At 73.6% G+C, this 12,068-nt stretch carries 9 protein-coding genes and 3 pseudogenes; 8 read left to right on the top strand and 4 right to left on the bottom strand.

Going from position 1 to position 12,068, the window contains the following annotated elements:
- Positions 1–91 precede the first annotated feature (91 nt).
- The 5 genes and pseudogenes from Q3Y56_RS32170 to Q3Y56_RS32150 form a co-directional block, all read left to right on the top strand.
- Positions 92–850, top strand: a pseudogene (locus Q3Y56_RS32170) (ABC transporter ATP-binding protein); the annotation flags it as partial.
- Between the two features lie 112 nt (positions 851–962).
- Entirely contained in the window at positions 963–3,554 is a 2,592-nt protein-coding gene (locus Q3Y56_RS32165; protein ID WP_304465245.1) for an FtsX family ABC transporter permease, read from the top strand.
- 94 nt (positions 3,555–3,648) lie between these two features.
- Positions 3,649–4,112: pseudogene (locus tag Q3Y56_RS32160) on the top strand (GNAT family N-acetyltransferase).
- A 193-nt stretch (positions 4,113–4,305) separates the two neighbouring features.
- Positions 4,306–5,652, top strand: a complete 1,347-nt coding sequence (locus Q3Y56_RS32155) for a hemolysin family protein (protein WP_304465244.1) — start codon at positions 4,306–4,308, stop codon at positions 5,650–5,652.
- Positions 5,649–6,653, top strand: coding sequence for a hemolysin family protein (locus Q3Y56_RS32150; protein ID WP_304465243.1), 1,005 nt, complete (start codon positions 5,649–5,651; stop codon positions 6,651–6,653). Before Q3Y56_RS32155 ends, Q3Y56_RS32150 begins: the two co-directional genes overlap by 4 nt.
- Before the next feature lie 43 nt (positions 6,654–6,696).
- On the opposite strand, the gene Q3Y56_RS32145 is transcribed toward Q3Y56_RS32150, so the two are convergent.
- Entirely contained in the window at positions 6,697–6,912 is a 216-nt protein-coding gene (locus tag Q3Y56_RS32145) for a hypothetical protein (RefSeq protein ID WP_304465242.1), read from the bottom strand.
- A 95-nt stretch (positions 6,913–7,007) separates the two neighbouring features.
- On the opposite strand from Q3Y56_RS32145, the gene Q3Y56_RS32140 reads away from it, so the two are divergent.
- From Q3Y56_RS32140 to Q3Y56_RS32130, 3 genes and pseudogenes are all read left to right on the top strand, one after another.
- Positions 7,008–7,790, top strand: coding sequence for an SGNH/GDSL hydrolase family protein (locus tag Q3Y56_RS32140; protein WP_304465241.1), 783 nt, complete (start codon positions 7,008–7,010; stop codon positions 7,788–7,790).
- A 172-nt stretch (positions 7,791–7,962) separates the two neighbouring features.
- On the top strand, positions 7,963–9,396 hold the full coding sequence (purB, locus tag Q3Y56_RS32135) for an adenylosuccinate lyase (RefSeq protein WP_304465240.1): 1,434 nt from the start codon (positions 7,963–7,965) through the stop codon (positions 9,394–9,396).
- Between the two features lie 65 nt (positions 9,397–9,461).
- A pseudogene (locus tag Q3Y56_RS32130) lies at positions 9,462–9,723 on the top strand (mismatch-specific DNA-glycosylase); the annotation flags it as partial.
- A 38-nt stretch (positions 9,724–9,761) separates the two neighbouring features.
- On the opposite strand, the gene Q3Y56_RS32125 reads toward Q3Y56_RS32130, so the two are convergent.
- The 3 genes from Q3Y56_RS32125 to Q3Y56_RS32115 all read right to left on the bottom strand — a co-directional run bounded on the left by Q3Y56_RS32125 (position 9,762) and on the right by Q3Y56_RS32115 (position 12,007).
- A complete protein-coding gene (locus Q3Y56_RS32125; protein ID WP_304465239.1) occupies positions 9,762–10,211 on the bottom strand; it encodes a hypothetical protein in 450 nt (149 codons plus the stop codon).
- 62 nt (positions 10,212–10,273) lie between these two features.
- Positions 10,274–11,005 carry an ABC transporter permease gene (locus Q3Y56_RS32120; RefSeq protein WP_304465238.1) on the bottom strand — a complete coding sequence of 244 codons (732 nt, stop codon included), beginning with the start codon at positions 11,003–11,005 and terminating at the stop codon, positions 10,274–10,276.
- A gap of 6 nt (positions 11,006–11,011) precedes the next feature.
- Positions 11,012–12,007 (bottom strand): ATP-binding cassette domain-containing protein, encoded by a 996-nt coding sequence (locus Q3Y56_RS32115; RefSeq protein WP_304465237.1) that lies wholly within the window; start codon positions 12,005–12,007, stop codon positions 11,012–11,014.
- Positions 12,008–12,068: the final 61 nt, after the last annotated feature.

Below are 12,068 nucleotides of genomic sequence, written 5' to 3'. Positions count from 1 at the left end.
GCGCGTACCCCGCGCGACCGCGCGTACGGCTCGTACGCGACCGCCCGCGCGTACCTCGCGTACGTGCGCGTACCGGAGAGCGGGAGGCGCCTTGTCCACAGCGACGGCAGCGACGGCCGGCGGGGCCGCGGAGCGGCCGGAGGCCGCGGCGCGCGCGGTGGCGCTCACCAAGACGTACGGCTCCGGGGAGACGGCCGTACGGGCGCTGGACGCGGTCGACGTGGAGATCGCCCGGGGCCGGTTCACCGCCGTGATGGGGCCGTCCGGCTCGGGCAAGTCGACGCTGATGCACTGCCTGGCCGGTCTCGACACGGTCTCCGCCGGACAGGTGTGGCTGGGGTCGACCGAGATCACCGGGCTGGGCGACCGGGAGCTGACCCGGCTGCGCCGCGACCGGGTGGGGTTCGTGTTCCAGTCGTACAACCTGCTGCCGACGCTGACGGCCGCCGAGAACATCACGCTGCCCATGGACATCGCCGGGCGCCGGCCGGATCCCGCGTGGCTGGACCGGGTCATCGACACCCTGGGGCTGCGGGACCGGCTGGACCACCGGCCAGGGCAGCTCTCGGGCGGGCAGCAGCAGCGCGTGGCGTGCGCCCGCGCCCTGGCCTCGCGCCCCGAGCTGATCTTCGCGGACGAACCGACGGGCAACCTGGACTCGCGCTCGGGGCTGGAGGTGCTGCGGTTCCTGCGCGAGGCCGTCGACCGGCTCGGCCAGACCGTGGTCATGGTCACCCACGACCCGTCGGCCGCCGCCCACGCCGACCTGGTGCTGTTCCTCGGCGACGGCCGCATCGTGGACCGGATGGCGGACCCGACCGCGGAGGCGGTGCTGGAGCGGATGCGGCGGCTCTCCTCGGGCGCCGGGCCCGCCTCGCCTTCCGGGCCCGGACCCGCTTCCCCGGCCCGGCAACCCGGGTCCCGGCGCCGCGGCCGGCGGCGGAGAGGGCTGAGGGGCGGTCATGCTCCGGGCGACGCTGCGCAGTTTCCTCGCGCACAAGGGGCGGTTGCTGCTCTCCGCGCTCGCGGTCGTGCTGTCGGTCGCGTTCGTCGTCGGCAGCCTCATCTTCTCCGACACCGTCAACCGCACGTTCGACGAGCTGTTCCGGTCGTCGGCCTCCGATGTCACGGTGTCGCCGAAGTCCGCGTTCGCCGAGAACAGCCGCTACGGCGCGGGCCGGACGCCGACGCTGCCGGCCTCGCTCGCGGAGCGGCTCTCCGGCGTCCCCGGTGTGGCGGCGGCGCGGGTGGACGCCACCGTGGAGAACGTCACCGTCATCAACGCGCGCGACAAGGAGGTCAGGACCACCGCCAACGCCCCGACGCTGGCCACCGACTGGAACCCCGGCAAGGAGACGCCGGTGCGGCTGACCAGCGGGCACGCACCGCGCCGGGCCGGGCAGGCGGTCATCGACGCGGACACCGCGGACCGCGCGCACGTGGAGATCGGCGACACGCTGCGGATCATCGCCGCCCCCGGCACCTTCCCGGTGAAGGTCACCGGCATCGCCGCGTTCACCACCACCAACCCCGGTGCCACGCTGATCTACGTGGACACCCCGACCGCCCAGCGGCGGCTGCTGGGTGATCCGGACGCGGCGTCCTCCATCAAGGTCGACGCGGCCCCGGGCGTTGCGGACGAGACGCTCAAGCGCCGGGTCGCCGCCGCGCTCGACGGCGGGAAGGACGGGGGTGCGGACCGCTACGAGCTGCGGACCCGGGCGGAGCAGGCGGAGTCGGACGCCGCCACGTTCGGCGAGTTCCTGGACGTCATCAAGTACGTGATGCTGGGCTTCGCGGGTGTCGCGGTGCTCGTCGGGGTGTTCCTGATCGTCAACACGTTCTCGATGCTGATCGCCCAGCGCACGCGCGAACTGGGGCTGCTGCGGGCGCTCGGCGCCGACCGCCGCCAGGTGCGCCGCTCGGTGCTCGCCGAGGCGCTGCTGCTCGGTGTGTCCGGCTCCACCGTGGGGCTCGCGGCCGGGGTGGGGCTGGCGATCGCCCTGATCGAGCTGCTGGGGCTGCTCGGGATGAACCTCGACGCGGCGGACCTGGCGTTCCGTCCGGCGACGCCCGTGGCCGCGTACGTCGTGGGCCTGGGGGTCACGCTCGTCGCCGCCTATCTGCCGTCCCGCCGCGCGGCCCGGGTCTCCCCGATGGCGGCGCTCGCCGACACCGAGGTGGCGGGGGTCGGCCGTCCCCTGCGGATCCGCGCCATCGCGGGAGTGGCGGCCGCAGCCGCGGGCGCGGCCGCCCTGGGCGCCTCCGCGACCCGTGACGGCACCGAGTCCGCGGCCGCCCTGCTGGGGCTCGGCGTGCTGCTGACCCTGATCGCGATGGTGATCGCGGGGCCGCTGCTGGTGCGGCCGCTGGTACGGGTGCTGGGCGGCGCCTTCCCGAGGCTGTTCGGGCCGGTGGGGCGGCTGAGCCAGCGCAACGCGCTGCGCAACCCGCGCCGCACCGGGGCCACGGCCGCGGCGCTGATGGTGGGGCTGGCGCTGGTCGCCGGGCTGTCGGTGGCCGGGGCGTCGATCACCACATCGTTCGACAAGGAGATCGACAAGCGGCTGGGCGCCGACTTCGTGCTCCAGACCAACTCCTTCGGGCCGTTCCCCCGGGCGGTCGCCGAGCGCGTGAGCGAGGTGGACGGGCTCGGGGTGCTCGTACGGCAGCGCTATGTGCCGATGCGGGTGAAGCTGCCGGACGGGGAGTCGGTCCGCACCAATGGCGGGGCCTTCGGGCAGCGGTTCGACGAGGTCATCAATCTCGACTACCGGGCGGGTGGCACCGCGGCGGCGCTGGCGCCGGGGCGGATCGGCATGGAGGCGAAGTTCGCGCACGACCACGGCGTCAGGTTGGGCAGCCCGGTCACGGTGACGTTCTCCACGGGGCGCACGGCCCGGCTGACGGTCGGCGCGCTGGCCAAGTCGGAGTCCGGCGGCGGGTTCGGTTCCCAGGGCGGCCTGATGATGGGGCTCGGCACGGCGGAGCGGTACCTGCCGGGCGGCCAGGACTCGGCGCTGTACGTGAACGCCGCTCCCGGCACCGACCCGCGGGACCTGCGCCGCTCCCTGGAGCGGGAGCTGTCGTCGTATCCCCAGGTGAAGGTCCGCGACCAGGCCGACTACAAGGAGCTGGTGCGCGATCAGATCGCCGTGCTGCTCTATCTGGTCTACGCGCTGCTCGGGCTGGCGATCATCATCGCGGTGCTCGGGGTCGTCAACACCCTCACGCTCTCGGTGGTGGAGCGCACCCGCGAGATCGGGCTGCTGCGGGCGATCGGCCTGTCACGGCTCCAGACGCGGCGGATGGTCCGGCTGGAGTCGGTGGTGATCTCGGTCTTCGGAGCGGTGCTGGGACTGGGGCTGGGGCTGGTGTGGGGGGTGACGATGCACCATGTGCTGGCGCTGGAGGGGATGAAGGAACTGGCCGTGCCGTGGCCGACGATGGTGGTCGTGCTGATCGGGTCGGTGGTGGTGGGGCTGGTCGCGGCGCTGCTGCCCGCGCTGCGGGCGTCCCGGATGAACATGCTGGCCGCCATCGCGCACGAGTGAGTCGGCTACGACGTGCCGGCCGTACCGGATCACATCGAACTCGGCATGCCGAAATTGCCGCGACGGGACGTGCGGGCCGTGCTGGGATCGGGGCATGACCGATCTCCACATACGGGCCGCGACGCCCGCGGACCTCGATGACGTACTGGCCTTCTGGAAGGTGGCTGCCGAGGGGAACAGCATCAGCGACGACGCGGACGGCGTGGCCCGGCTGCTGGAGCGCGACCCCGAGGCCCTGCTGCTGGCCATGAGGGTCCCCCTGGTCGAGCGGAGTCGAGAGCTTGGGGGATGAACGGCGAGCTGGCCGGGACGGTGATCGCGGGGTTCGACGGATGGCGCTGCCATCTCTACCGGCTGGCCGTCCATCCGGAGCAGCGGCGGCGCGGCGTGGGCTCGGCGCTGCTGGCGGCGGCCGAGGAGCGGTTCGTGGCGCTCGGCGGGCGCCGCGGCGACGCGATGGTGCTGGACCGCAACGATCTCGCGCACCAGGCGTGGCGCTCCGCCGGGTACGCGCCCGAGCCGCAGTGGAGCCGCTGGGTGAAGCCGCTCGTGTCCTGATGCGGCGACGGGCACCGCCGGCGCTCCGCACCGCACCGCACTTTGCCGATCTTTTACCATGGGTGGACAACCCTCCGGTTCCACGTGAAAGGTGTGAGCGTCCGCCCATGGGCGAGCCTCCCAGTAGTCATCCCGGCAGACCGATATCGCGCGCCCCCGGTGCCCTGTCCGATCATGGGACAGAGGTGAACCGATGACCGAAGTGATCCTCCTGCTGGTCGCCCTGCTGCTGACGCTCGCCTGCGCGGTGTTCGTCGCGGCGGAGTTCTCCCTGACCACGGTCGAGCGCAGCGAGCTGGAGGCCGCCGCCGCCCGCGGCGACCGCGGCGCCCAGAGCGCCCTGAAGGCCGTACGCGGGCTCACCTTCCAGCTGTCCGGCGCCCAGCTCGGCATCACCGTCACCGGCCTGATCATCGGCATGATCTCCGAGCCGTCCATCGCCGTGCTGCTCACCGGCCCGGTCGAGGCCCTGGGGCTGTCCCGGTCGGCGGCTTCCGGCACCGCCCTGGTGCTGGGCACCGCGCTGTCCACCGTCGTCCTGATGGTCGTCGGCGAGCTGGTGCCGAAGAACTGGGCGATCTCCCGGCCGCTGCCGGTCGCCAGGCGGGTGGCGGGCGCGCAGCGCGGGTTCAGCGCGGCGTTCCGTCCGCTGATCCGCCACCTCAACAACACGGCGAACCGCTCCGTCCGCCGGATGGGCCTGGAGCCGACCGAGGAGCTGGCCTCCGCCCGCGGCCCGCAGGAGCTGGTCGCGCTCGCCCGGCACTCGGCCAAGGAGGGCTCGCTGGAGGCGGACACCGCCGAGCTGTTCGTCCGCACGCTCAACCTGTCCGAGCTGACCGCGGAGAACGTGATGACCCCGCGCGTCCAGGTCATCGCATTGGAGGCGCAGGCCACCGCCGAGGACGTCGCCAACGCCACCCGCGCCACCGGCCTGTCCCGCTTCCCGGTCTACCGGGGCAGCCTGGACAGCGTCGTGGGGACCGCACACATCAAGGACGTGCTGGCGGTGCCCGCCGAGCGGCGGCTCCGCCACCCGGTCACCGCGATGATGCGCGAGCCGCTGCTCGTGCCGGCGTCGCTGACGGTGGACCGGCTGCTGGACCGGCTGTCGGCCAAGCGCAGCATGGCCGTCGTGATCGACGAGTACGGCGGCACGGCGGGTGTGGTGACCTTGGAGGACATCGTCGAGGAGGTCGTCGGCGAGGTGCGGGACGAGCACGATCCGCATGAGACGCCGGACCTGGCGCCGGCCGGCACGGACGAGGACGGGTGCCGGCTGTACGACGCGGACGGCGCGGCCCGCACCGACCAGTTGCGGGCCATCGGGCTGCGGGTCCCGGAGGGCCCGTACGAGACGCTGGCCGGGCTGGTCGCGACCTCGCTCGGCCGGATCCCGGCCGTCGGGGACACCGTGGAGCTGGCCGGCTGGCACATCGAGGTGCTGGACGCCTCGGGGCGCCGCGCGGCCCGGGCCCGGCTGCGGGCGCCGCACCCCGGCGCGGGGGACGAGGCGCGGGACGGGGAGGCCGGCCGATGACCGTCGTACAGCTGCTGATCGGCCTGCTGACGCTGGTCGTCAACGCCTTCTTCGTGGGCGCGGAGTTCTCGATGATCTCGGTGCGCCGCAGCCAGATCGAACCGCACGCGGAGCGCGGCGACCGGCGGGCGCGCAGCGTCCTGTGGGGCCTGGAGCACGTCTCGGCGCTGCTGGCCGCCGCCCAGCTCGGCATCACGCTGTGCACGCTGGTGCTCGGTATCGTCGCCGAGCCCGCCATGGCGCACCTGCTGGAGCCGGTCTTCCACGCGGCGCACCTGCCGGACGGGCTGATCCACCCGGTCGCGTTCGTGATCGCGCTGGCCGCGGCGACGTATCTGCACATGCTCTTCGGCGAGATGGTGCCCAAGAACGTCGCACTGGCGGAGCCGGTGCGCACGGCGCTGGCGCTCGGGCCGCCGCTGGTGGGCCTGTCCCGCGCGCTGCGGCCGGTGATCTTCGGCGTGAACGCGTTCGCGAACAGCCTGCTGAAGCTGCTGCGGGTGGAGCCCACGGGCGAGGTCGCGGCGACCTTCTCCGACGACGAGCTCGCCCGGATGGTCGCGGATTCCAGCAAGGCGGGGCTGCTGGACGACCGCGCGACGGAGCGGCTGCGGGACGCCCTTGAGCTGGGGCGGCGGCCGGTGCGGGACGTGGTGCTGCCGGTGGAGCAGGTGGTCTCCGCGCCGCTCGGGGTGACGCCCGAGGAGTTGGAGCGGCTGTCGGCCGAGTCCGGCTTCTCGCGGTTCCCGGTGGTCGACGACGGCGGCCGGATCATGGGCTATCTGCATGTGAAGGACGCGCTCGACGTACGGCCGCGCGACGTGCCCTTCCGGCTCGGCCAGATGCGGCCGATCGCCCGGGTACGGGCCGCGACGCCGCTGGACGACGTGCTCACGGCGATGCGCGGGAGCCGTACGCACCTGGCGGCGGTGATCGACGAGGACGGCCGTCCGGCGGGGCTGGTGACCATGGAGGACCTGCTGCGGAAGCTGGTGGCCTGATCCTTCCGCGCAGGCGTCGCCGCCCCCTCGGCCCGGGCGCGGGTCAGGCCGGCCGCTGGGCCGAGCGGCTGCCGGACGGGTCGTAGCGGAAGACCGTGAACTCGACCCGCCCGATCACCCGGGTCCGGTTCGTCCTGCGGTACAGCTCGGGCGGCCGGAAGATGTTGTCGTCGTAGACATCGGCGTCGGGTTCGAGGTTCCAGGTCACGGTCGTGCCGTTGCGCGCACCGCCTTCGAAGTAGATGTGCACGAGCGCCATAGAGCGATGATGCTCGCCTGCGGCGCGGCGCGCACACGGAATCGCCACGGTGCGCCCGGGGAGGCCGACGTACCGAGCGGTATGCTCATGCCGCCATGCAGAAGAACGCCCACCCCATCGCCCCGTACAGCAGCTTCGTCGCGCTCGGCGACTCCTTCACCGAGGGCATGTCCGACGGCCTCCCGGACGGTACGTACCGAGGCTGGGCGGACCTGCTCGCCGCGCGGCTCGCGGCCCGGACACCGGGCTTCCGCTACGCCAACCTGGCCGTGCGCGGCAAGCTCATCGGGCAGATCGTCCAGGAGCAGTCCCGTCCTGCCGCCGCCATGGGCGCCGACCTGGTGACCCTGGTCGGCGGGCTGAACGACGTACTGCGCCCCAAGTGCGACGTGGCGCGGGTGTGCGCGCTGCTGGAGGAGGCCGTGGAGCGGCTGGCCCCCGGCTGCCGCACGCTGGTGCTGATGCGCAGCCCGGGGCGGCGCGGTCCGGTGCTGGAGCGGTTCCTGCCGCGGATGGAGCAGCTGTTCGCGCACATCGACGCGCTGGCGGCGCGGCACGGCGCGGTGGTGGTGGACCTGTTCGCCGCCGACGTGCTGGGCGATCCGCGGATGTGGGCGGAGGACCGGCTGCACCTGACCGGCGAGGGGCACCGGCGGGTGGCGGAGGCGGTGTGGGAGTCCCTGGGCCATCCGCCGGAGTACGACTGGCGGGCGCCGCTGCCGCCGCCGGTACGGCCGGGGTGGGCCGCGCGGCGCGGCGCCGACGTGCGGTTCGCGCGCGAGCACCTGGTGCCGTGGATCGGCCGGCGGCTGACGGGCAGGTCCTCCGGCGACGGCCGCGCGCCGAAGCGGGCCGAACTGCTGCCGTACGAGGGCTGAGCGTACGGGCCGCAATACGGCGGGGCGGCGGGCGGCGTGCGGTGAGGCGGCGTGCGGCGGGGCGCGCACGGGACCCCCGCACGGGTGCGGGGAGCCGGGAGCCGCGTTCGTAGCAAGCGACAAACCGGGGCGGGGCGCTGGCCTGCGCAAACCGCCAGTAGAATCAGGACACGTGACTGCTAAGCCGCGCATCCCGAACGTCCTGGCCGGCCGCTACGCCTCGGCGGAGCTGGCCGTCCTGTGGTCCCCCGAGTACAAGGTGACGCTGGAGCGGCGGCTGTGGCTCGCCGTGCTGCGCGCCCAGAAAGACCTCGGGATCGAGGTGCCGGACGCCGCGCTCGCCGACTACGAGCGGGTGCTGGAGACCGTCGACCTGGCGTCGATCGCGGAGCGCGAGAAGGTCACCCGGCACGATGTGAAGGCCCGCATCGAGGAGTTCAACGCCCTCGCCGGGCACGAGCACGTCCACAAGGGCATGACCTCCCGCGACCTGACTGAGAACGTCGAGCAGCTCCAGATCCGGCTCTCCCTGGAGCTGGTGCGGGACCGTACGGTGTCCGTGCTCGTCCGGCTCGGCAGGCTGGCGGCGGACAACGCCGAGCTGGTCATGGCCGGCCGCTCGCACAATGTCGCCGCGCAGGCCACCACGCTCGGCAAGCGCTTCGCCACCGCCGCCGACGAGATGCTCGCCGCGTACGGGCGGCTGGAGGAGCTGCTGGCCCGCTACCCGCTGCGCGGCATCAAGGGCCCGGTCGGCACCGCGCAGGACATGCTGGACCTGCTCGGCGGCGACGCGGCCAAACTGGCCGAACTGGAGCAGCGGATCGCGGCCCACCTCGGCTTCGCGCACGCCTTCACCTCCGTCGGCCAGGTCTACCCGCGCTCGCTGGACTACGAGGTGGTGACCGCGCTGGTGCAGCTGGCCGCCGCCCCCTCCTCGCTCGCCAAGACGATCCGGCTGATGGCTGGGCACGAGCTGGTGACCGAGGGCTTCAAGCCGGGCCAGGTCGGGTCGTCCGCCATGCCGCACAAGATGAACACCCGGTCGTGTGAGCGGGTCAACGGCCTCGCGGTGATCCTTCGCGGGTACGCGTCGATGGCCGGCGAGCTGGCGGGCGACCAGTGGAACGAGGGCGACGTGTCCTGCTCGGTGGTGCGCCGGGTCGCGCTGCCGGACGCGTTCTTCGCCTTCGACGGGCTGCTGGAGACCTTCCTGACCGTGCTGGACGAGTTCGGCGCGTTCCCCGCCGTGATCGCCCGCGAGCTGGACCGCTACCTGCCGTTCCTCGCCACGACGAAGGTGCTGATGGGCGCCGTGCGGGCCGGGGTGGGCCGCGAGGTCGCCCACGAGGCGATCAAGGAGAACGCGGTGGCGACGGCGCTGGCCATGCGCGAGCAGGGCGCCGAGCGCAACGACCTGCTGGACAAGCTCGCCGCCGACCCGCGCATCCCGCTGGACCGGGCGGAGCTGGACGCGCTGATGGCGGACAAGCTGTCCTTCACCGGCGCCGCGGCCGACCAGGTGCGGTCCGTGGTCGCGGGGATCGCAGAGATCGCCAGGGAGCACCCGGAGGCCGCGGCGTACGTGCCGGGGGCGATCCTCTGACCCCCGAGGAGCTCGAGGCCGCCCGCGACCGCGTCGTTCCGGACGTGGTCGCGGGCGGTCTCCGCGTGCTCTTCTGCGGTACCAACCCCGGGTTGATGACGGCCGCGACCGGGCACCACTAGCCGGGCAACCGTCCCCCAGACTTCGTCCGGGGGTGCCCCCAGCCCGTCCTGCACGCGTCGGGCTTCACGCCGCGCCTGCTCAAGCCGTCCGAGCAGACGGAACTGCTCGACTACGGGTTGGGCATCACCCAATGTGGTCGCGCGCGCCTCCGCCCGTGCCGACGAGCTCACCGCCGCCGAATACCGCGCGGGCGGGCTGCTGCTGGCCCGCGGAGGAGTTCGGACGGCTGCGTACGGCGGCGTTCACCGAGGTCTGAGCGAGTCCGGCTCGCCTATCGCCGCTACCAGCTGTATGGGCAGTTCGCGGTCGGCCTGCCCTACCCCGACCGCGACCCAGCGCCCGTCCACCATCCAGGTGTGCAGCTCCGCGACGTATCCGCACAGGGAGTCCAGCGGCGGCGGTACGGGCTCGCCGAGGCCGGACCGCTCCAGGCACTCGGTGAGGTCGAGGACATCCGGGGCGCCCCACTCGCGCGCCAGGGCCCCGACCAGCAACCGCAGTTCGGCGTCGAACTCCTCGTCCACCTCCCGCACCCGGCTCAGGTCCGCGTCCCAGAAGTCCTCGCTGACCCTGAGCGCGGCTATGTGGTAGCCGGGTCCGCTGTCGGTCCAGCCCGCGCGCTCGCACCGCGCGGGGAACGCGCGGGCGCGCAGCTCCTCGATGGCGGCCAGATGCCCGGCGATGCTCGTCATGCCGTCAGTAAACCGCTGCCCTCTGACAATTGGCCGCCCGTCAGGCGGTCGGCAGGCGGTCGTCAGGCGTCGCGGCCTCGCAGGGCCCGCAGCCCCGCGTACACCGCGACGGCCGTCCACGCCGCCAGCACCGCCAGTCCCGTCCCGGCGCCGAGCGGCCCTTCGGGATGGGCGTGCAGCACCTGCTGTCCGGCCTGGTCCGGGAGGAAGGACACCGCCCCGCCCGTGCCCAGCACCGGGGCGAGGAAGCAGGTCACCGGGATGAGCAGGCCGAGGGCGCCGACCGCGCCCCGTACCACCGTCGCGACACCCGCGGCCATCACCGTCAGCAGGGCCAGGTAGAGCCCGCAGCCCAGCGCGGCGCGCAGCGCCCCGGTGGCGCCGAGGCCCACCCCGTCCGCGCCCAGCGCCAGCTGCCCGCCGAGCAGCGAGGTGAAGCCGGTGACCAGGCCGGCGGTGAGCGCGAGGCCGCCGGTGACGGCCAGTTTGCCGCCGTAGTAGAGCCCGCGCCGGGGCACCGCGGCGAGCCAGATCCGGGCGCCGCCGTGCGCCTGGTCCGCGGTGACGGCCAGCACGCCGAAGCAGATGGCCGCGATCTGCCCGAAGTTGAGGCCGAAGAAGGAGGCGAAGACCGGGTCAAAGTCGGCCGCGTCGTCCTCGGGCCCGCCGGAGGTGGCCCTCACCAGCACGGTGATGCCGGTGGTGGCCACCAGCCCGCCGGCGAGGGCGAGTTGCAGCGATCGGAGGGAACGGAACTTCATCCATTCGGAGCGGAGCACCGCTGGCAGAGGCATGGCTGGTCAGATCTCCTGAGTCGGGACGGTCGGGGCGATTCGGGTGATGGGGGCGGCCTGGGCGGCCGGTGCCGCGCAGTCGGTGTCGTCGGCCTGAGCCGCGAACTCGGTGTCCTCGGCGGTGAGCCGCAGGTATGCCTGTTCCAGTGACGTCCGGTCGTCGACGAGTTCGAGGACCGGGACGCCGTGGCGGGCGGCGAGCGCGCCGAGCTCCGCGGCGGGGACGCCGTCCACCGCCCAGGCGCCGGAGTCGTCCGCGACCGCGGCGGCCAGACCCTCGTCCGCCAACGCGGCGCGCAGCCGCTCCGGTTCGCTGGTGCGCACCCGCGCCCGGGGGTGGCTGTGCTCGCGTACGAAGTCGTCCATCGCGGTGTCGGCGAGCAGCCGTCCGCGGCCCAGCACCACGAGGTGGTCGGCGGTCAGCGCGGTCTCCGTCATCAGGTGGCTGGAGACCAGCACGGTGCGGCCTTCGGCCGCCAGCCGCCTCATCAGGGTGCGGATCCACACGATGCCCTCGGGGTCGAGCCCGTTGGCCGGCTCGTCGAACATCAGCACCGGCGGCTCGCCGAGCAGCGCGGCCGCGATGCCCAGCCTCTGGCGCATGCCCAGCGAGAAGGTCTTCACGCGCCGCCCGGCCACGTTCGCCAGGCCCGTCTCTGCCAGGGCCTCCTCGACGCGGCGGGCCGGCAGATCGTTGCTGAGGGCGAGGCACCGCAGATGGTCCCGGGCGGTCCGGGAGCCATGTGCGGCGGAGGCGTCGAGCAGCGCGCCGACGTGCCGCAGCGGTCGGTCGAGTTCCCGGTAGGGGCGGCCGCCCACGGTCGCGGTGCCGGAAGCCGGCCGGTCCAGTCCGAGGACGGCGCGCATGGTGGTGGACTTGCCCGCCCCGTTGGGGCCGAGGAATCCGGTGACCCGGCCGGGGAGGACGCTGAACGTGAGCCGGTCCACGGCCCGTACCGATCCGTAGACCATGGTCAGCTCGCGGATGTCGATCGCTGTCATGGCAAGGACGATGCCGGTCGGCGGGGGTGCCGGGCCTCCCTCACGGGTGGGCTTGGGCTCC

Origin of the sequence: Streptomyces sp. XD-27, from assembly GCF_030553055.1 — a bacterium.
Classification (GTDB): domain Bacteria; phylum Actinomycetota; class Actinomycetes; order Streptomycetales; family Streptomycetaceae; genus Streptomyces.
Note: the sequence above shows the minus strand (reverse complement) of the source record. Positions and strands in the feature narration are given on the sequence as shown.